The sequence below is a fragment of the Xanthomonas sp. WHRI 8932A genome, from assembly GCF_035012785.1.
GTDB lineage: Bacteria > Pseudomonadota > Gammaproteobacteria > Xanthomonadales > Xanthomonadaceae > Xanthomonas.
In genome coordinates this window covers 361,678-381,013 of record NZ_JAYGQQ010000003.1, presented here as the reverse complement: position 1 = coordinate 381,013, position 19,336 = coordinate 361,678, and the positions used below count along the sequence as shown (strand labels likewise).

Annotated in this window: 18 protein-coding genes and 2 other RNA genes; 9 read left to right on the top strand and 11 right to left on the bottom strand. The window is 65.3% G+C overall.

Annotated features, from left to right (window positions below):
* Window positions 1-37: 37 nt before the first annotated feature.
* The 7 genes from VC212_RS06750 to gap form a co-directional block, all read right to left on the bottom strand.
* Entirely contained in the window at window positions 38-508 is a 471-nt protein-coding gene (locus tag VC212_RS06750) for a hypothetical protein (protein ID WP_323514616.1), read from the bottom strand.
* 21 nt (window positions 509-529) lie between these two features.
* A complete protein-coding gene (gene pyk / locus VC212_RS06745) occupies window positions 530-1,996 on the bottom strand; it encodes a pyruvate kinase (RefSeq protein ID WP_055848745.1) in 1,467 nt (488 codons plus the stop codon).
* A 256-nt stretch (window positions 1,997-2,252) separates the two neighbouring features.
* The gene (locus VC212_RS06740) at window positions 2,253-2,900 is read right to left on the bottom strand and encodes an HAD family hydrolase (RefSeq protein WP_323514617.1); all 648 of its coding nucleotides are present in this window, start codon (window positions 2,898-2,900) and stop codon (window positions 2,253-2,255) included.
* On the bottom strand, window positions 2,897-4,072 hold the full coding sequence (locus tag VC212_RS06735) for a phosphoglycerate kinase (protein WP_323514618.1): 1,176 nt from the start codon (window positions 4,070-4,072) through the stop codon (window positions 2,897-2,899). Before VC212_RS06735 ends, VC212_RS06740 begins: the two co-directional genes overlap by 4 nt.
* Window positions 4,073-4,521: 449 nt before the next feature.
* On the bottom strand, window positions 4,522-5,868 hold the full coding sequence (locus VC212_RS06730) for a DUF3999 domain-containing protein (protein ID WP_323514619.1): 1,347 nt from the start codon (window positions 5,866-5,868) through the stop codon (window positions 4,522-4,524).
* Window positions 5,865-8,678: a DUF2339 domain-containing protein gene (locus tag VC212_RS06725; RefSeq protein ID WP_323514620.1), complete on the bottom strand. Its 2,814-nt coding sequence runs from the start codon at window positions 8,676-8,678 to the stop codon at window positions 5,865-5,867. Before VC212_RS06725 ends, VC212_RS06730 begins: the two co-directional genes overlap by 4 nt.
* 327 nt (window positions 8,679-9,005) lie before the next feature.
* Window positions 9,006-10,007 (bottom strand): type I glyceraldehyde-3-phosphate dehydrogenase, encoded by a 1,002-nt coding sequence (gene gap, locus VC212_RS06720; protein ID WP_005988872.1) that lies wholly within the window; start codon window positions 10,005-10,007, stop codon window positions 9,006-9,008.
* A 451-nt stretch (window positions 10,008-10,458) separates the two neighbouring features.
* Between gap and VC212_RS06715 the strand changes: the two genes are divergently transcribed.
* The 9 genes from VC212_RS06715 to modC all read left to right on the top strand — a co-directional run bounded on the left by VC212_RS06715 (window position 10,459) and on the right by modC (window position 16,682).
* Window positions 10,459-10,971 carry a calcium/calmodulin-dependent protein kinase type II gene (locus VC212_RS06715; protein ID WP_311260603.1) on the top strand — a complete coding sequence of 171 codons (513 nt, stop codon included), beginning with the start codon at window positions 10,459-10,461 and terminating at the stop codon, window positions 10,969-10,971.
* Between the two features lie 302 nt (window positions 10,972-11,273).
* Window positions 11,274-11,897 carry an OmpW family outer membrane protein gene (locus VC212_RS06710; protein ID WP_055848732.1) on the top strand — a complete coding sequence of 208 codons (624 nt, stop codon included), beginning with the start codon at window positions 11,274-11,276 and terminating at the stop codon, window positions 11,895-11,897.
* A 61-nt stretch (window positions 11,898-11,958) separates the two neighbouring features.
* Window positions 11,959-12,035: non-coding RNA, sX9 sRNA (locus VC212_RS06705), on the top strand.
* Window positions 12,036-12,161: 126 nt separating this feature from the next.
* The gene (locus VC212_RS06700) at window positions 12,162-12,776 is read left to right on the top strand and encodes an OmpW family outer membrane protein (protein WP_115554470.1); all 615 of its coding nucleotides are present in this window, start codon (window positions 12,162-12,164) and stop codon (window positions 12,774-12,776) included.
* 127 nt (window positions 12,777-12,903) lie between these two features.
* Entirely contained in the window at window positions 12,904-13,677 is a 774-nt protein-coding gene (locus VC212_RS06695) for a S1/P1 nuclease (protein ID WP_323514815.1), read from the top strand.
* 13 nt (window positions 13,678-13,690) lie between these two features.
* Complete coding sequence (locus VC212_RS06690) at window positions 13,691-14,515, top strand: MBL fold metallo-hydrolase (RefSeq protein ID WP_323514621.1); 825 nt, start codon at window positions 13,691-13,693, stop codon at window positions 14,513-14,515.
* Window positions 14,516-14,588: 73 nt separating this feature from the next.
* Window positions 14,589-15,365 carry a molybdate ABC transporter substrate-binding protein gene (gene modA / locus VC212_RS06685; protein WP_323514622.1) on the top strand — a complete coding sequence of 259 codons (777 nt, stop codon included), beginning with the start codon at window positions 14,589-14,591 and terminating at the stop codon, window positions 15,363-15,365.
* Between the two features lie 16 nt (window positions 15,366-15,381).
* Window positions 15,382-16,068, top strand: coding sequence for a molybdate ABC transporter permease subunit (modB, locus tag VC212_RS06680; RefSeq protein ID WP_323514623.1), 687 nt, complete (start codon window positions 15,382-15,384; stop codon window positions 16,066-16,068).
* Window positions 16,068-16,682: a molybdenum ABC transporter ATP-binding protein gene (gene modC / locus VC212_RS06675; protein ID WP_323514625.1), complete on the top strand. Its 615-nt coding sequence runs from the start codon at window positions 16,068-16,070 to the stop codon at window positions 16,680-16,682. Before modB ends, modC begins: the two co-directional genes overlap by 1 nt.
* A 134-nt stretch (window positions 16,683-16,816) precedes the next feature.
* On the opposite strand, the gene VC212_RS06670 is transcribed toward modC, so the two are convergent.
* From VC212_RS06670 to VC212_RS06655, 4 genes are all read right to left on the bottom strand, one after another.
* Window positions 16,817-16,892, bottom strand: a non-coding RNA gene (locus tag VC212_RS06670) — sX9 sRNA.
* A 160-nt stretch (window positions 16,893-17,052) separates the two neighbouring features.
* Window positions 17,053-17,637: a hypothetical protein gene (locus tag VC212_RS06665; RefSeq protein ID WP_323514626.1), complete on the bottom strand. Its 585-nt coding sequence runs from the start codon at window positions 17,635-17,637 to the stop codon at window positions 17,053-17,055.
* Window positions 17,634-18,923 carry a TonB family protein gene (locus tag VC212_RS06660; protein ID WP_323514628.1) on the bottom strand — a complete coding sequence of 430 codons (1,290 nt, stop codon included), beginning with the start codon at window positions 18,921-18,923 and terminating at the stop codon, window positions 17,634-17,636. Before VC212_RS06660 ends, VC212_RS06665 begins: the two co-directional genes overlap by 4 nt.
* Window positions 18,913-19,278, bottom strand: coding sequence for a BlaI/MecI/CopY family transcriptional regulator (locus tag VC212_RS06655; protein ID WP_115513745.1), 366 nt, complete (start codon window positions 19,276-19,278; stop codon window positions 18,913-18,915). Before VC212_RS06655 ends, VC212_RS06660 begins: the two co-directional genes overlap by 11 nt.
* Window positions 19,279-19,336 lie beyond the last annotated feature (58 nt).

Sequence of the window (19,336 nt, the reverse complement as noted above, 5' to 3'; positions counted from 1 at the left end):
CTTGCACAAGCGCATGCGGCCATCGCGTCGGCATGCATCACCGCTGTGTTGCAGGCAGCCCTGCACTTGCGCCGCGATCACCGCAGCAGCGCGCGTAGAACATCCGATCTGCATGCACAATCGTGTGCGTCGAACGTGCCGGCATCGCGGTTGTGCAACGTTGATCGATTACGCCCACAGGTGGACAGGCCCAAGGGGACGTCCCTGCGAAGACATGCCGCGACAACCGCATTTCCGGCAGCATCGTCGTCACCTGGAGCGCGATCGCGGCCAAGCAGATGCCGCCGACGATCCAGGCCTGTTGAATCACGCCATGCACGATGGAATGCGTGATGTGGTGAGCGACATGCAACGCACCAGCGGTGCGGACGCCAAACAGCGCGCGGCCGGTGCATGCCGAACGCCACGACGCCCGACGCACCGAACCGCACACAGCACAACGGCGACCCGAAGGCCGCCGCTGTGCAGGATGCGTGCTGTTCAACCCGCCGCGGACGTCAATCGACATCCGCGAATGGCCGGCAGTGCGTTACAGCTCGCCCAGACCGGTGGCGCGGCCGTCTTCGCCCACTTCCAGCAGACGCAGGGTGTTGGTGGCGCCGTGCATTTCCATGTGCTCGCCGCTGGTGAACACCACGCGGTCGCCCGGGCCCATGCGCTCGTTTTCCACCAGCAGGCGGATGGCCGCACGTGCGGCTTCGCGCGGGGTCAGGCCGCGGCTGTCGAAGCTGATCGGGAACACGCCGCGCATCATTGCCATCTGGCGACGCGCGCCATCGTGACGGGTGAAGGCGTAGATCGGCATGTTGGAGCGGAAGCGCGACAGGAAGCGCGGCGTGCCGCCGGATTCGGTCAACGCCACCACGCCGCCCAGGCCGATGTGCTCGGACAGGAACATGGTCGCCATGGCGATCGCCTGATCGGCGCGCTGCAGGTTGCGTTGCGCCGCTTCGAAGTCGGTGTCGAATTCGAACTGGTGCTCGGCGCCCAGGCAGATGCGTGCCATCGCTTCCACCGCGCGTACCGGATAGGCGCCGGCGGCGGTTTCGGCCGACAACATCACCGCGTCGGTACCGTCGATGACCGCGTTGGCCACGTCCAGCACTTCGGCGCGGGTCGGGATCGGGCTTTCGACCATCGACTGCAGCATCTGCGTGGCGGTGATCACCACCTTGTTCTGCGCCAGCGACTCGCGAATGATCTTCTTCTGCAGGCCGGGCAATTCGGCATCGCCGATTTCCACGCCCAGATCGCCGCGCGCCACCATCACCACATCGGAAGCTTCGACGATTTCGACCAGATTTTCGATCGCTTCGGTGCGCTCTATCTTGGACACCAGCTGCGCATCGCAGCCGTGCTGCTGGGCGATCTGACGCGCGTCGTGCATGTCCTGCGCATTGCGGCAGAACGACACCGCGATGAAGTCCACGCCGATCTTGGCGACGATGCCGATCAGCTCCTTGTCGCGCTCGGTCAGCGCGCCCAGCGACAGGCCGCCGCCCTGCTTGTTCAAGCCCTTGCGGTCGGACAGCACACCATCGTTGAGCACGGTGGTGACGATGCGCGCGCCCTGCACGTCGGTGACCTGCAACTGCACCAGGCCGTCGTCGAGCAGCAGCACGTCGCCGGCCACCACGTCCTGCGGCAGACCCAGGTAGCTCACGCCCACCTGATTCTGGTCGCCGGCCGGCGCATTGACATCGGCCACCAGGTCGAAGCGCGCGCCCATAGTCAGCTTGATCTTGCCTTCGGCAAAGCGTTCGATACGGATCTTCGGGCCCGGCAGGTCGGCCAGGATGCCCACTTCGGCACCGGCGCGCGCAGCGGCGGCACGCACTTCGGCGGCGCGCTTGGCCTGGCCCGACGGGTCGCCGTGGCTGAAGTTGAGGCGCACCACGTTGACGCCCGCCTTGAACAAAGCGTCCAGCACACCGGGCGCGTCCGTTGCCGGTCCGAGGGTGGCGAGGATCTTGGTGCGGCGTTGACGTTCTTTCATGATGGCCTCCCTGTAAAAGCCGCGAAACTTAACACACACGTCACGTACCGAGGATGGCATTGCGGCATAGCCACCCTCTTATTCCGGCATGTCTTACAGACAGTGCGGGACAGTACGTCCGTTTACGCACGCGTTGCACTGGGCAACGCGACGCGGTCGCCACCCTAACTCGGTGGCAGTGAAGAGCGTTCTGCGGCATCACGTTGCGCAACGTGCAGGCATCGACCAAGCGAGCGCAACGGCCGATGCGCAGCGCTCACGCGTCGATCAACTGGGTCAATTGCGCCGGCGTGTGTGCAATCGCTCCGGCACCTGCGGTGCGCAGTTCGGCCTCGTCGCCAAAGCCCCACAACACACCGATGCTGTGGATGCCGTGGTGATTGGCGCCATCGATATCCATGCGACGGTCGCCGATCATCACGCAGCCGGTCTTGTCGATCTCAAGGCGGCGCAGTGCTTCGGCGATCAGGTCCGGCTTGAAGCGGCGTTCGCCATCTTCGCTGGCACCGATCACATTCTCGAAGCACGCACCAAACGGCAGGTGCTCGACGATGCGGCGCGCGTACCGCTCGTTCTTGGAGGTGACCACGGCCAGGCGATGGCCGGCGCGTTGCAGGCCGGTGACCATCTCGCCGATGCCATCGAACACGCTGAGTTCGGTCCAGCCCACCGCGTCGTAGCGCTCGCGGTAGAGGCCCAGCGCGTGCTGCACAAGCTCCGGATCCTGCGGAAAACACTCGGTAAAGCTGTCGCGCAACGGTGGGCCGATCCAGGCACGCAAGGTCTGAGGCGATGGACGCGGCTGGCCCACGGCATCGAAGGCATGCACGATGCTGGCGACGATGCCCGGTTCCGAATCCACCAGCGTGCCGTCCAGATCGAAGAACAGCGTGGCTGCACTCACTTGCCGCGGGCCTCGAGTGCGGCCACCGCTGGCAAGGTCTTGCCTTCCAAGAATTCCAGGAACGCGCCGCCACCGGTGGAGATGTAGGTGACGTCCTTGGCGATGTCGTACTTGTCCACGGCCGCCAGGGTGTCGCCACCACCGGCGATGGAAAACGCCTTGGATGCGGCGATCGCGCGTGCCAGGGTTTCGGTGCCCTGGCTGAAGGGCTCGAATTCGAACACGCCGACCGGCCCGTTCCACACCACCGTGCCGGCATTGGCGATCATCTCGGCATAGTGCTGCGCGGTCTGCGGGCCGATGTCGAGAATCAGATCGTCCGCCTCGACGGCGTCGAGCGACTTCACAGTGGCTTGCGCATCGGGCAGGAACTGCTTGGCGACGACCACGTCGGTGGGCAGCGGAATCTCGGCGCCGCGCGTTTTGGCATCGGCCACGATCTGGTTGGCGGTCGGAATCAGATCCGGCTCGTTCAAGGATTTGCCCACGTCATGCCCGGCAGCGGCGATGAAGGTGTTGGCGATACCGCCACCGACGATCAGCTGGTCGACCTTGTTGACCAGGTTGGAGAGCAGCTCCAGCTTGGTCGAAACCTTGCTGCCGGCCACGATCGCCAGCAGCGGCTTGGCCGGGTTGTCCAGCGCCTTGGCCAGCGCATCGAGTTCGGCCATCAGCAGCGGGCCACCGGCGGCCACCGGCGCGAAGCGGATCACGCCATGCGTGGACGCCTGCGCGCGATGCGCGGTGCCAAAGGCATCCATGACGAACACATCGCACAACGCGGCATATTTGCGTGCCAGGGCCTCGTCGTCCTTGCCCTCGCCAACATTCATGCGGCAATTTTCCAACAGCACCACCTGGCCCGGTGCGACCTCCACACCATCCACCCAGTCACGCACCAGGGTGACTTCGACACCGAGCAAGGTGGTCAGCCGCGCGGCGACCGGCGCCAGCGAATCTTCTTCGCTCCAGCTGCCTTCCTTCGGGCGGCCCAGGTGCGAGGTGACCATCACCGCCGCGCCTTTTTCCAGCGCCAGCTTGAGGGTGGGCACCGAAGCGGTGATGCGCTGCTCGGAGGTGATCTGGCCGTTGTCGATCGGCACGTTGAGATCCTGGCGGATCAGCACGCGCTTGCCGGAAAGATCGAGGTCGGTCATACGGACAATGGACATGGGCTTGGCTCGCTAAGTCTGGGGATTAGGGAATCGGGATTAGGGATTGGTACACGGCGCCGCGCCTGCGTTGGACGCGTGCGTGCACGCTCTGTGGGCGGAGGAAATCACGCTACTGCGCCGCCTTGACGGGGCAGCGCCTTGCAAAGATGCCGCCATTGCAACTGCGGCCGACACGAACGGCAGTCGATCGGAGACGACGCGCAATGCGACCGCCTTGGCGGCGGGGATTGGGCAATCAGGAGTCGGGATCGGCGCGCCGTACCGCAACAAGGCAGTGCGCTGGACGGGCACTGCCGCATATGCGGATGGCGCCAACTGTGATCGGTCGAACACGACGGGCAATGCGGCTGCCTCGGCGACGGGGGATACCCATTGTCCGGCCTTCGCAGCAAAGCGGCAAACCCGCATCGCCCGCACAGATCTGGCGAGTGTGCGATAGCGAAGCGTTACAGCGGCCGCTCCGTACCGGATTTGCGCAGCAGACTGACCGCAAAACCGCCGACCAGCAAGGCGCCACCGACCAGCAGCGCCCAGAGCAGCCATTGTTTCCAGTCGCGCGGCGTGGCGGCCGGCTGCAGTGCCGCATCGCCGGCAAGCGGCTGTGCCTGCGCGGCCATGCTGGCCTGCACGGGCTGCCACTGCATCCCGCGCTCCTGCCGCAGCGCCTGCAGCATCGAGGCCAATGGCGCGTCGCCACGTTGCACGCGCGCGCTGCCAGCGACGAGCGCATACGGCGGCTGCCCCTGCGCAAGAAACATCAATCGCTCCGGTTGATACCCCGCGCGCAAGGTCGGCACCGCGGTGCTGCGGCCCTGGGCAGCCACCAATCGCCACTGACGATCGCGCACGGGCGCGGACAACAGCTGCGGTGGCGAGGCGCCATTGCCAAGCCGATACGCCAACCATGGCCCGGCGCGACGCGACCATGGCGCATCGTCGGCATCGCGGCTTTCCACGATCCATTCCACCGCCTCGGCCACACCGCCGCCCACATCCAGCTGCGTGATCGGAAAGCGACCTGGCACGACATAGGTCACGCCGGTGTCCTGGGCAGTGCCCTGCAAGTCCAGCCAGGACAGTTGGGTGGGCGCAACCGCGCCATCCACTTCCGCATCGACCGCGCGCAACGGCGGCAAGCTGCCCGATACCGGCACGATGCGCAGGTATTTTGCGCCGTCGTCCAGCGCAATGCGGCGTTGCTGCAGCCGCTGAGCCTGGTTGTCCAAGGCCATGACTGTTGCATCGGAAGCGAGCACACGCCAGTCGCGCAGATCGTCGCTGCCCTCCACACGCAGCTGCGCCTGCACCAGCGTACTGCCCTCCCAGTCCAGCAACAACGCACGCGGGCGATCGCGTAATGCGCTGGCGTCGATCAACCAGCTGCCACCGACGCCGGGCGCTGCGGGCGCACCGGTTGCAAAGCGGCCTTCCAGCCGCCGCACTGCCCCGCTGGCATCGCGCTCGGCGATCAACTGCAGATCGCCGTTGGCCGGCGCAGCGCCTTCGGGCAATGCGAACAACGGCAACCGCTGCCGACGCGATGCGGATGGCACAGCGGCGACGGGCAGCGGCGCGGTGGGCATTTCTTCGCCACGCGCGTCGATCACCGTGACATCGCCTAATTCCGCATCGACTGCGCTGCGATAGACCGCTTCGTTCAAGGTCAGCTGATACATACCGGCGTCGGAGCCGGCCACCTGCAGCGGCCACTGCTGCCGATAGTCCTGCCGCACATCGGCCGCCTGCGCCATCAGCGGCACCAGCAGCACCCATCCCCAATGTTTCGTACTCATGCCTGATCCTTTGCCGCGCCATCGTCGTCGACAGCGCGCTCTTCAATCGCCGGACGCGGCGGCGCCGGCGCCAGATACCCCACCACCGTACACAACAGGCCGTAGGCCATGAACGAGCCGATGCCGAGCAGATTGCCAAGGTGCTGGCGATCGACCAGCACCAGCTTGGCCAGCACCAGACCCATCAACAAGGCACCGCCCAGCCACAGTCCGCGCTGCCCGCGACGCGAGCCGACCACCCAGCCCAGCACACCCAGCACGCTCCAGACGATGGTCAGGCTGGTCTGCGACACCGTCGCGCCCACCAACCCGGCATTCCACGGCACATCGCCCCAGTGATGCACGCTGTGCAAGGTGCTGCCGGTGATCAACACCCAGCCCAGCACACCGAGCGCAGTGACGCGCCGACCTTGCAGGATCACCGGCGCGTGCGTCGACCACGCCCAGCGCGCTACCAAGGCAAGCACCGCCAGCTGCGCCAGTTCGGCCGGATTGAGCAAGGGCACCCAGGGCAATGGCGCGGCGCTGACCGGATCCAGCAATGCGAGCAGCCAACCGATCCCCAATACCGCGAACACGCAGCTCAGCAACCCGGTGCGCGCAGGATCGAAGCGCGCCCCCTGCGGCCAGGTCAGCCACGGCCAGCGCAGCAAGCCCACGGTCGCCACGGCAAGCCACGGCACCGCCAGCAAGGCGCAGCGCCAGCCGTTGGCAAGCGCAAACGCATCAGCCAACCAGGCCGCACCCAACGACACCACCGACGGCCACAACAGCCACCAGATGAACTGCGCGACCACGGCGCCTGCGCCAGGCTGCATCCGCAGGCACCACAACGCCCGCGTGCCTGCCAGCGCAAACGCCAGCCAGGCCAGAGCACCCCAATGCGCGAAGGGCTGCGCATGCGCCTGGTTCTGCCAAAGCGCCAACGGCGCGGCCAGCGCCAGACCCGCCATGACCGTCCACACCAATGCTGCGGCAGAGCGACGGCGGTGCACCTCGGCCGCCAGCCACACGCTGAACGCGACAAAGCCCAGCAGCAGATCCGGCTCGCTGCGCAGATCACCGGCGAAGCGCAGGATTTCGTGTACCCCGCACATGGTCCACCAGCCCAGCCCCCACAGATACGCCACCAGCGCGCTCCGCCGATGACCCGCATCGCGCAGGAACCAGGCACTGGCCCAGCCGGCGATGGCGATCAGCAAGCTGCTCATGCAGGTGGCATTGGCCACCGCCACGCTGTCGTAGCGCCACGCATCCACACCGAAGGCCACACCCACCGCTGCCAGCAGCTGCAAGGCCACGCCGCTGATCTGCGGGATGCGTCGCTGCTGACGCAAGCCCAGCCACAACAACCCCACGCCTTCCAGCGCGAACACGCTGGCGGTGGCACGCGCCGACAACGCCAACGGCACTGCCAGCGTCGCAAAGCCGACGGCCAGCATCGCGTGCGCCTGGCCCAGCAAGCGTGTGGAAGCACGCCGCAGCAACCAGCTCGCAAGACCTGCATACAACGCCGCCACGGCGAGAGCGCACAACGCCAACGGCAGGCGATCACCTTCCAGCAAACGCGCCTGCAACGCAAAGGCGACCAAAGGCGTGCCGAACAACAGGCTGCCATCGATGAGCTTGCCCGCACTGCCGTCGCCGCGCCGCGCATGCAGCACCGGAATCGCGACATACATGGCGAAGAACAGCAACAAGAACGGCTCGGTGCTGGCGAATTTTGCAGGGGTGTACTGCAGCGCGCCCCACAGCGTGCCGATGCCGAAGGTAAAGGCAAATCCAAGCAGGTTGAGCACGCGCCACGGCCGCGTCCACGCAATCGCCACGATGCCGGCGTTGAGCACGGCGTAATACGAAAACAACCCGACGTGATTGCCGCTGCCGGTGGACAGCCAGATTGGCGCAAGAAACCCGGCCAGCACGCCCAACACCGCCAACGTGCGCGAGTCCTGCACCACCGCCAGCACGCACATGCCGGCAATCAGCACCACGCTGATGCCCATCGCCAGCCCAGCGCCCAGCAAGCTGTACAACTTGAATGCCGCAAACACCGTCAGCAACAAGCCGCCGATGGCACCGCCCTGCAACGCCAATGCAAACCCGGGCCGCTGCAACCGCTGCTTCCAGCCGAATACCAGACCGGCCAGCGCCAGCACACTGATGCCGGCCAACCGCAGCTCGACCGGCATGCGCATCCAGCCCTGATCGCTGGCGTACTTCAACAACGACGCCACGCCGGCCAGCAACACCAGCATGCCGACCTTGACCGGCACATTGCCTTCGGTGAACCAGCGCTTCACCGCGCCGATGGCACGCGTGATCGGGTCCGGTTGCGCTGGCAGCGCAGGCAATTCCTGCGCTTGCTGTGGCAGTCCTTGCGGCTCCGACGGCGACGATTGCGCTTGCCAGCTGGACGCAGGCGCATCTTCCGCTGTTGGGCTGGTTACCGACGCTGCAGGCGCGTCTGCGGGCAGTGTTGGCGGCGTCTGCATCACAGACGCAGACGGCGAAATGCGACTCGACGCACTCGGCAAATCGAATGCGTCAGGCACCGCCGCGTCGGAAGTGGAGGTGTTCAATGCGGACGTGTCGCCCGGCTGCGTCCAAGCGTCTGTCGGCGCAGAAGCAGATCGTTCGGCCGCACGCGCTGCCGCATCCGCAGGCACATTCCCCGCCTGCCAGTACGCAAGCCGCTGCTCCAGCGCATCCACCCGCCGCCGCAGCCCGGCAATCCACACCAGCGCGATCACCACGCCCACCGGCACTGCGAGCAGCACCAGGGCCACCAGCACGATTATCGTTTCCAACGCCTATCCCCTAGCCGGCATCCGGCCGACTCTAGCGCCGCCATGCTACTCGGCGTACGCACGAAAGTCGGCATCGCCGCGCATAAGCGCCCGACAAGACACTGCCCCCAAGACGACCTGGACGGTAAAGCAGGTGGCTCGCGTACCAGGCGCCTGCGTCTTGCAGTAAAGCCAGCCGCGCAGCTTGCGCATGCCATGGGGCGGACAACACGTCTGGGGGACACCTGCGGCTTTACATCCACGCCCCACCGGCCCTGCCACCGGAACGAGCGAAACGCCCATAAAAAAACCCCGGGCTAGCCGGGGTTTTTTGCACGACGTCAGAACTTACTTCGCAACAACGCGCACCATTTCCAGGCACTTGTTGGAATAGCCCCACTCGTTGTCGTACCAGGACACCAGCTTGACGAACGTCGAGTCCAGCGCGATGCCGGCGTCGGCGTCGAACACCGAGGTACAGGTCTCGCCGCGGAAATCGGTGGCCACGACCTTGTCTTCGGTGTAACCCAGGATGCCCTTCAGCGCGCCTTCGCTCTGTGCCTTCACTTCGGCGCAGATCTCGGCGTAGGTGGCCGGCTTTTCCAGTTCGACCGTGAGGTCGACCACCGAGACGTCCGAGGTCGGGACGCGGAAGCTCATGCCGGTGAGCTTCTTGTTGAGCTCCGGGATCACCACGCCCACGGCCTTGGCAGCGCCGGTAGAGGACGGAATGATGTTCTCCAGAATGCCGCGACCACCGCGCCAGTCTTTGTTCGATGGGCCGTCCACGGTCTTCTGCGTGGCCGTGGCCGCGTGCACGGTGGTCATCAGGCCGCGCTTGATGCCCCACTTGTCGTTGATGACCTTGGCCAACGGCGCCAGGCAGTTGGTGGTGCACGAGGCGTTGGAAACGATCGCCTCGCCCTTGTAGGTCTTGTCGTTGACGCCGTAGACGAACATCGGTGTGTCGTCCTTGGACGGAGCCGAGAGGATCACCTTCTTGGCGCCTGCGTCGATATGCTTCTGCGCGGTTTCCTTGGTCAGGAACAGGCCGGTGGATTCGATCACCACGTCGGCGCCCACGGCATCCCACTTGAGGTTGGCCGGGTCGCGCTCCTGGGTCAGGCGGATCTTCTTGCCGTTGACGATCAGGGTGTTGCCGTCGACCGACACCTCGGCCTTGAAGCGGCCGTGCACCGAGTCGTACTGCAGCATGTAGGCCAGGTAGTCGGGCTCGAGCAGGTCATTGATGGCCACGATCTCGATGTCATTGGCGAAGTTCTGCACCGCAGAGCGCAGCACGTTGCGTCCGATGCGACCGAATCCGTTGATGCCAACCTTGATTGCCATGTTCACTAGCTCCTGCGGCCGCGACAGCGCGGCGGATGGAAAGGGGATGACATTCTAACAGCGTCCTCCCTGGACGGCCGTGCTGTTGCGTGTGGGCGGGGGTTCGGGATGATTCATTGCCTGCCTTCAACCCGTCCGCGGCGCCCCTTGTCCAGTTCGGCGGACGCAGGTGCACGGCGTTCTGCGTTGCGCCTGATGGCACGACTTGCTCGCCGACCTTGTCCACTGATCCCCCATGCAGCGTCCCAGGCGCAAATCGCGTCATCGGGGCCAAGCGTCACCCAACGCACCGAATCAACGCATACGCTTTATTTTCCAAATACTTACAATTCAACTAAATACGCCGAAAAGCGTATTCATGCATATGCCGAACAGCAGCATTTCGGCGCTCCGTGGATTTCGATACTGGCTCTGCCTGCTGAGGCACCCAATCAACTACACGGAGATTCCCATGCGTCGCACCCTGTTCTCTCTGGCTTTGGCTCTGGCTGCCACCCCGGCGCTGGCCGCTGGCGTGATGCATTACACCGAAAAGGCAGCGCTGCCCGTCGACGGTGAAGCACGTGAAGTCGCCGCACTGTTCGACACCTGGAACGCCGCGCTGGCGACAGGCAACCCGCACAAGGTGGCCGATCTGTATGCACCGGACGGCGTGCTGCTGCCGACGGTCTCCAACGAAGTGCGCGCCTCGCGCGAGCAGATCGAAAACTACTTCGAAATGTTCCTGACCAAAAAGCCCAAGGGCGTGATCAATTACCGCACCGTACGTGTGCTCGATGACGACAGCGCGGTGGATGCCGGCGTCTACACCTTCACGCTGACCGACAAGAGCGGCAAGAAGAGCGATGTGCAGGCGCGCTACACCTTCGTCTACGAGAAGCGCGACGGCAAGTGGCTGATCATCAACCACCACAGCTCGGCGATGCCGGAAGTGGATGCGCCGCAGGTCGCCAAGGCCAAGTAAATGCGGGCGCCTCGGAGTACGCCGCCCGCTGTCTGCGGCCTCCCGCGCGCCACCGTCGGCACACCTCCCCCGCCGACGGTGGCGCGGTCCGCAGCGCATTGCACATCCGACCTGCGACCTGCATGCGATGACCGCCACGGCGCGCAGCGCTGCTGCCATTGCGCAGCGACGCTGCAGTCCACGCATGACCACCCGCATCGCGATGCCCCGGCGCGTAGTGGCCTTGGTTTGATCAGGATCAAGGCGGCAGCCGCGCAAACCTACAAGACTTCGTCCAACCCCTGCACACAACGAGAATCTCTATGCGTATGCGCTCTACCCTTCTGCTCGCCGGCCTGGCCGCCAGCCTTGCCAGCGTCCCCGCACTGGCTCAATCCAAAGGCGACTGGACCGTTGCCGTCGGCGCGCACCAGGTTGCTCCTAAATCCGACAATGGCCGCCTGGTCGGTGGCACGCTCGAAGCGGACGTGGGCAAGGACATCAAACCGACCTTTACCGCGGAATACTTCATCGCCGACAACCTGGGCATCGAGGTACTGGCAGCGCTGCCGTTCGAGCACGACATCGCTCTGCGTGGGCTGGGCCGCGTCGGTAGCACCAAGCATCTGCCGCCGGTAGTGTCGCTGCAGTACCACTTCAACAGCCAGGGCAAGGTGTCGCCGTTCGTCGGCGCCGGCATCAATTACACGCGGTTCTTCAGCACCGACACCCGCGGCGCGTTGGCCGGTAGCCAGCTGGAACTGGACGATTCGTGGGGCCTGGCCCTGCACGCCGGGCTGGACTTCAAGCTCAGTGAGCGTGGCGCGCTGCGCGTCAACGCACGCTGGATCGACATCGACAGCGAAGCACGCCTCAACGGCACCCGCATCGGCACGGTCAACATCGACCCGCTGGTCTACGGCGCGGCGTACGTCTACCGGTTCTAAGAGCAGCTAACAAAAGGACTGTGCTCACCGCCAGGCGGGTGCGGCGGGTGCTCGGTGCGGCATGTACCACGCGTACACGCCGCTTCTGAGCGCGCCGTCCACACCCACCTGACGACTGCTCGCCAGGTTCTGTTAGCCACTCTAAGTCACAGCAGCAAGCGCGGTGCATCTCTGGCACACTTGACGTCCAGGGACGTGCATCCACCGCCGGAGTTGCGGACAGGTTAGTCACGTCGAACGCCTGTCCGACCTACCGGGGATTCCATGAGCATGTTCATCCGCACCGCCCTCGCCATTGCATTGGCCGCTTCGGCCACTCCCGTGCTTGCACAGTCGGCCGGCCACTGGACGACCGGCTACGGCGCGGGCTATGTCTCGCCCAAGTCCGACAGCGGCAACTTCGGCGGCGCACGCGCCGAGATCAAGGGCGCGCCCGCGCTGTCGTTCACCTACGAATACTTCATCCGCAACAACCTCGGTATCGAGGTGCATGCCGCCGTGGCAGGCAAGCACGATCTCGAGCTGGAAGGCGTCGGCAAGGTGGGCAGCTATTGGTCGGTGCCGCCCAGCGTGTTGTTGCAGTACCACATCAATGGCTACGGCACGGTATCGCCGTTCGTGGGCGTGGGTATCAACTACACCACCTTCCTGGGCGAAGACACCGAGCAAGCGTTCGGCAATAGCGAGCTGCGGTTTGGCGACTCGGTCGGCGCCACCGCGCATGTCGGTGTGGACTTCATCTTTAACGACCGCAGCGGGCTGCGCGTGGATGCGCGCTGGACCGATTCGCGCAGCAATGTCGATTTCAACGGCGCGCGGCTTGGCAAGGCGCGGGTCGATCCGTTGACCTATGGCATCTCGTACCTGGTCTATTACTGATCGCGCTGCCACCGTCGCGTTGATGCGCGGCGACGTGGCAACAACAGCCATCAAACCGTCCCGGACGGTTGCGTACAATCGGGGGATGAAGACGTTCTCCCCCTCTCTTGTTGTGCTTGCCGTGGCGCTGACCGCGGCCATCCAGCCCGTCACCGCATTCGCCTGGGGCCCGCAGGGCCACCGTCTGGTGGCGCGCGTTGCCGAAACCGAATTGAGCCCGCAGGCGCGCGCGCAAGTGGCGCAATTGCTTGCCGGCGAGCCGGACCCGACATTGCATGGGGTCGCGAGCTGGGCCGATGAATTGCGCGAACACGATCCGGATCTGGGCAAGCGCTCGGGGCCGTGGCATTACGTCAACCTCGCCGAACACGACTGCAGCTATGCGCCGCCGCGCGATTGCCCGGATGGTAACTGCGTGATCGCCGCACTCGACCGCCAGACCGCCGTGCTTGCCGACCGTCGCCAGCCGCTGGACGCGCGCCGTCAGGCGTTGAAGTTTGTGGTGCATTTTGTCGGCGATATCCATCAGCCGATGCACGCCGGTTATGCGCACGACAAGGGCGGCAACGATTTCCAGCTGCAGGTCGATGGCAAGGGCAGCAACCTGCATGCGCTGTGGGATAGCGGCATGCTCAACGATCGCCACCTCAGCGACGATGCCTACCTGCAACGCCTGCTGGCGCTGCCTGCGGCCACGGCGGTCTCTCCCGCGCTGCCGCCGCCTGCTGCGGCCTGGGCGCAGGCGTCGTGCAAGATTGCCGTCACGCCGGGCGTGTACCCGGCAGCGCACGTGTTGCCGGCCGGCTACATCGCCACCTATCGTCCGATTGCCGAGACGCAGTTGCGGCTGGCAGGCGACCGACTGGCCGCCGTCCTCAACGCCGCGTTGGCCACTCCCTAACGTGGAGACAGTGATGCAGCCCGAGGTTCTTGCGTTCTTCCATGCCGACAGCAGCACCTTCACCTACGTGGTCGCCGATACGGCGTCCGGCGCGGCGGCGGTGATCGACCCGGCCCTGGACTATGCAGCGGACACCGGCGCCATCAGGACCCACACCGCGCAGGCCATCGTCGATGCCATCCGGCAACGCGGCTGGCACGTGCACTGGTTGCTGGAAACCCACGCGCATGCCGATCATCTGTCGGCCGCGCAGTGGTTGAAGCAACAGTGGCCCCAAGCGCGGGTCGGGATCGGCGAAGGAATTCGCCAGGTGCAGCAGACGCTGGCGTCGCGTTATGCGTTGCCGCAGCACTTTCGCCCAGATGGTTCGCAGTTCGACCATCTGTTTGCCGATGACGAACACTTTCTGCTCGGCGGCATCGAGGTGCGCGTTATCGCGGTACCCGGGCACACCAGCGACAGCATTGCGTATCTGATCGGCGATGCGCTGTTTCCCGGCGATTCGTTGTTCATGCCCGACGCGGGCACGGCGCGCTGCGATTTTCCTGGCGGCGATGCGCGGCAACTGTACGCATCGATCCAGCGCCTGTACGCGCTTGCCGACGACACCCGCGTGTTCGTCTGCCATGACTATGGCCCCGGTGGCCGGGCAGTGGCGCATCGGACCACCATTGGCGAGCAGCGGCGAAGCAATGTCCATGTGCGCGATGGCGTCGATGTCGAAGCATTCGTCGCCCAACGGCAGGCACGCGACGCTACCCTGCCCGAGCCGAAACTGATCCGGCCCGCATTACAGGCAAACCTTCAGGCAGGCCGCTGCGAGGACGTGGCTCCGTAGCGCCCGTTGGCGTTCGCCACGCCGGTCGGGCGCAGCCGCTATGATCGGTGCCTTCCCTCGGTTGGACATTCCCATGCGAACGATCGGTTTCTGGCAGCGCGCCCTGTGTGCGTTGATGCTCGCTTTGCCCGTCCTGGCCGCTGCGCAGACGCCGCCGGTCACCGTGTTCGCCGCCGCCAGCCTCAAGGAGTCGATGGACGAGGCCGCCGCCGCTTACGAAAAAGCCTCCGGCACGCCGGTGCGGGTGTCGTATGCGGCGAGTTCCGCATTGGCGCGGCAGATCGAACAAGGCGCACCGGCGGATGTGTTTTTCTCGGCCGACCTGGAATGGATGGACTACCTGCAGCAGCGCGGCTTGGTCGTGCCGGCGCAGCGCCGCAACCTGCTCGGCAATACGCTGGTGCTGATCGCACCGGCCACCAGTAAGGTGCGGGTAGATCCACGCACACCCGGCGCCATCGTCAAGGCGCTTGGCGAGAATGGACGCCTGGCAGTGGGCCAGACCAACAGCGTGCCGGCCGGCAAATACGCCGCCGCCTCGCTGCGCAAACTGGGCCAGTGGGATGGGCTGAGCAACCGCCTGGCCGAATCGGAGAGCGTGCGCGCCGCGCTGATGCTGGTCTCGCGCGGCGAAGCGCCGCTGGGCATCGTCTATGGCTCGGACGCACGCGCCGACCCCAAGGTGCGCGTGGTCGCCACCTTTCCCGCAGACAGCCACGACGCCATCGTGTATCCGGTGGCGGTCCTGAAAAACAGCAGCACGCCCGATGCCGCCAAGTTCGTGCAGTGGCTGAGCAGCAAGCCGGCCAAGGCGATCTTCGTGCGTCGCGGCTTTTCGTTGAAGGATTGAGGCACGCCGCCTGTCGATGTTCACCGCTGAAGAAGTCACCGCGATCGGCCTGAGCCTGAAGGTCGCGCTGGTTGCCGCAATTGCCAGCCTGCCGCCGGGCATCGCCTGCGGCTGGCTGCTGGCGCGGCGCCGCTTTCCGGGCAAGGCGCTGCTGGACGCATTGCTGCATCTGCCGCTGGTGATGCCGCCGGTGGTCACCGGGTATGCGTTGCTGGTGATGCTGGGCACACAGGGGCCGATCGGCAGCTGGCTGCTGGAACACCTCGGTGTGCAGTTTGCGTTCCGCTGGACCGGTGCGGCATTGGCCTGCGCGGTGATGGGATTTCCGTTGATGGTGCGCGCGATCCGGCTGTCGATCGAAGCCACCGACCGCCGCCTGGAAGCGGCCGCAGCAACCCTTGGCGCTGGCCCGTGGCGGGTGTTTTTCAGCATCACTCTGCCGCTGGCGTGGCCGGGTCTGGTGGCCGGCATGGTGCTGGCGTTCGCCAAGGCGCTTGGCGAATTCGGCGCCACAATCACCTTCGTGTCGAATATCCCCGGCGAGACGCAGACGCTGTCGTCGGCCATCTACGGCTTGATGCAGGTGCCGGGCATGGAATCGGGCGTATGGCGCCTGGCCGGCGTGGCGCTGGCGATCTCGCTGGCGGCGCTGTTGTTGTCCGAGTGGTTGGTGCGCAGACAGTACCGACGCGAGGACGATTGATGCTGGATCTCGATCTGCAGCTGCAACGCGGCCATTTTCAGCGGCGTATCCGTATCCAGGACGACGCACGCGTGGTGGCATTGGTTGGCCCCTCCGGTGCCGGCAAGACCAGCGTGCTCAATGCGATTGCCGGCCTAATGCGTCCGCAGGACGGGCATATCCGCATCGATGGGCGCTGTCTGTTCGATCACGCGCTGGGCGTGGACGTGCCGACGCATCGACGCAGCATTGGCTATGTATTTCAGGATGCGCGGCTGTTCCCGCATCTGGATGTGCGGCGCAACCTGCACTACGGTCGGCATGCGCGCGGTGCGGCGCCGTTCGGATTCGACGACGTGGTGGCCTTGCTCGGCATCGGCCCGCTGCTGCATCGCCGCCCGCGCAACCTGTCTGGTGGTGAGGCGCAGCGTGTGGCCATCGGCCGTGCATTGCTGTCGCAACCGGCCATCCTGTTGTTCGACGAACCGTTGTCCGCATTGGACCAGGCGCGCCGCGAAGAATTGATCCCTTACCTGCAGCGCGTGCGCGACGAGATCCGTCTGCCGATGCTGTACGTCAGCCACAACCCGGATGAAGTGCAGCGCATTGCCGACAGCGTGCATGTGTTGGAGTGAGACGTTGATGGGCGATACGGCGGCGGTGCGGGCTGTCCGCTGTATGCGACCGGCACTCGTGTTGAGCCGACACCCATCACGGTGATCCGCGAGTTATCGTCTGCACGTTATAGATGATTGCCGCGCCATAGAGCGGCTTATAAAACGTAGCGAGCAGTCGTCAGGTAGGTGTGGACGGCGCGGAGGAGCTGGAGTGTACGCATGGTACATACCGCACCTAGCACCGGAAGCGCCCGCATGGTGGTGAGCACAGTCTTTTTGTTAGCTGCTCTTGGCCAAACCAGCGCCTATAGGATGACCGTTTGAACGTCACTGCTGCGCGACACCTGTCACCACGCACGCCGAAATCAAGCGTCGCAATCACGCCCCTTCATTGCGCAACCTTGCCGGTACGCACGCTCACCTTGCCTTGCCGCACTTCGAAGGTAAACGCGAACGACAACGTCACAGGTACGGGTTCTTCATGCGTCGCGCCGGTGCAGTCGTCCAGTGCCGCAGGCTGTGCCACACCAGGTGCATACGTGCACAGTGCGGCCGGCACGAATTGCCAGTGCTGCACGGTTGTGCGCACGGCCTGCAGCAGGTCGGTGTTCTCCGGCAGTCGCCCGGCCACGCACTCGTCGCGATCGGACAGGGGGTCCACGCGTTGCACTGCGCCGTCTTCGGCAAGAATCACGTGTGCGCATACCGTGGTTGCCGGCAAGGTCTGACGTGGCGAATCGGCCGGCAGCACCGGCGCCTCGCTGCGCAAGGCGCGCGGCATGCGAAACCGCTGCGTTTCCGCCAGCGTGTACGAGGCTATCGCAGCAGCGCCACCACCACCCGGTTGCGGCGACAGCATGCGTTGATCCACCGAATCCTCACGCTGGCTACGCTCCTGCTCTGCCGTGCGCTGCGTTGCACATCCGCACAGGCTCAGAGCGACGACGCTGCACCATGCCAGACCGTACTTCATTGCGGTGCTCCTTGTTTTGCGCATCCTGCGGATGCCACGCAGTTATCGGTGCGACTGGATTGCGAGGCAAGGCGCTGGCCGCCGCCAACATCGCTGGATGCACCCGCCTGTTCCGGCGGATCCAGCTCGAACCGGACCGGCACACGTACCCGGGAAGCCACCGGCTTGCCGTCTGCAGTGGCGGGCTTGAAGCGCCAGTGACGCGCTGCCTCTAGCACGGCCTGATCAAACACTCCGGCTGGCTGGCTGTGCACGATCACGACGTGGTCGGGTGCGCCGCTTGGGCTGACATCGATCTGCAACTCGACAAGGCCTGCAAGGTTTGCAGCGATCGCTTCGGCTGGATAGCGGGGCGGCGGCATCGTGCTGAAATCCACTGCATTGCCTGGCGTCGGTGTCGCGCTCAGACGCGCAGGCTGGATGACCCAACAGGTAAGACTGGCGACGGTTGCAACCAACATCACCATGCACACGTTCCACCGTGCACGGCGCACCTCCAGCGCAGGCGCACGTAGCGCGGCAATGCGTTGCGTCAACGGATGCGTCGCGGCCCAGTGGCACGCCAACGGCGACCATCTGTCGCCCAGTTGGCATTTGAGCATCGCCCCTGCATAGCTGCGACGCTTGTCCGGATGGCGCGCAAGCACGGCGGCATCGCACGCCAACTCCTGATCCAGCCGGAATGCACGCCACGCCAGATGCAGGAGCGGATTGAACCAGCCGATGCACAGCAGCACGGTCGCCAGCAGGTTGGCATGTAGATCGCCACGGCGCAGATGCAGTCGCTCGTGGGCCAGGATCAACGCACGCTCGTCGGCGCTATAGCGCGTGGTGAAATCCATCGGCAGCACAATCCGCGGACGCCAAAGTCCGAGCGAGGCCGGCAGACCGACATCATGCGTAGCCAGCCACAGCGTCTTGTCCAACGCATGCAGCGCACCGAGACTGTGCATAAAGCGCCGCTGGCCACACCACATGATGACCGCGCTCAGTACGGCGCCCGCCAGCCACACTGCGATCAGCCATTGCTGCACACCTGGCGCGCCAGTGCCGGTATCTGATGCGAACGGGATGGCAGCCAGCGCCGGCAGCTGCACTACCACCGCACCCACTGGCGGGCCAGGTAGCACTGCCGCCAGCAACGCGAGCGGCACGCTGGCCCAAAGTGCATAGGCTGCCGTGGCGCCCAGCCAGGTACGCAGCGGACGGCGCAGCAGGAGGCACGCCAGCAACGCAACCGTGGTGTATAGCGTGGCGCGCAGCCACATCAGCGCATCAGGGCTCATCGTCCAACTCCTTGAGCAGACGCTTCAATTCGGCAACGTCGGAGGCGCTGAGCTTTCCGCGTTCGCTGAAGTGCGCCACCAGCGGCGCAACCCGCCCACCGAACAGACGTTGCAGCAGCCCTTCGCTTTGTTGCTGCACCCAGTGATCGCGCTGCAACAGCGGCGTGTAGAGGTATTTGCGCCCCTCTTTTTGCGCTGCGATGGCGCCCTTGTTGAGCAACCGGTTGAGCAAGGTCTTGACGGTTGGCTCGGCCCAATGGGTCTGCGCCAACGCGGCAACCACCTCGTCCGCCGTTCGCGGCGCACGGTCCCAGAGCACCTGCATCACCACCGCTTCCGCATCGCTGATCGACATGCGATTACACCCGTAATTTTTTTGCGATTACATGCGTAAACAGGATGCCTGTCAAGCG

Coding starts and splice junctions, on each gene's coding strand:
- VC212_RS06655 (WP_115513745.1), bottom strand. CDS start 19,278: ATGTCGATCAGCGATGCGGAAGCGGTGGTGATGCAGGTGCTCTGGGAC.
- VC212_RS06700 (WP_115554470.1), top strand. CDS start 12,162: ATGAGCATGTTCATCCGCACCGCCCTCGCCATTGCATTGGCCGCTTCG.
- pyk (WP_055848745.1), bottom strand. CDS start 1,996: ATGAAAGAACGTCAACGCCGCACCAAGATCCTCGCCACCCTCGGACCG.
- modA (WP_323514622.1), top strand. CDS start 14,589: ATGCGAACGATCGGTTTCTGGCAGCGCGCCCTGTGTGCGTTGATGCTC.
- gap (WP_005988872.1), bottom strand. CDS start 10,007: ATGGCAATCAAGGTTGGCATCAACGGATTCGGTCGCATCGGACGCAAC.
- VC212_RS06665 (WP_323514626.1), bottom strand. CDS start 17,637: ATGAAGTACGGTCTGGCATGGTGCAGCGTCGTCGCTCTGAGCCTGTGC.
- VC212_RS06735 (WP_323514618.1), bottom strand. CDS start 4,072: ATGTCCATTGTCCGTATGACCGACCTCGATCTTTCCGGCAAGCGCGTG.
- VC212_RS06730 (WP_323514619.1), bottom strand. CDS start 5,868: ATGAGTACGAAACATTGGGGATGGGTGCTGCTGGTGCCGCTGATGGCG.
- modC (WP_323514625.1), top strand. CDS start 16,068: ATGCTGGATCTCGATCTGCAGCTGCAACGCGGCCATTTTCAGCGGCGT.
- VC212_RS06750 (WP_323514616.1), bottom strand. CDS start 508: ATGTCGATTGACGTCCGCGGCGGGTTGAACAGCACGCATCCTGCACAG.
- VC212_RS06715 (WP_311260603.1), top strand. CDS start 10,459: ATGCGTCGCACCCTGTTCTCTCTGGCTTTGGCTCTGGCTGCCACCCCG.
- modB (WP_323514623.1), top strand. CDS start 15,382: ATGTTCACCGCTGAAGAAGTCACCGCGATCGGCCTGAGCCTGAAGGTC.
- VC212_RS06660 (WP_323514628.1), bottom strand. CDS start 18,923: ATGAGCCCTGATGCGCTGATGTGGCTGCGCGCCACGCTATACACCACG.
- VC212_RS06690 (WP_323514621.1), top strand. CDS start 13,691: ATGCAGCCCGAGGTTCTTGCGTTCTTCCATGCCGACAGCAGCACCTTC.
- VC212_RS06710 (WP_055848732.1), top strand. CDS start 11,274: ATGCGTATGCGCTCTACCCTTCTGCTCGCCGGCCTGGCCGCCAGCCTT.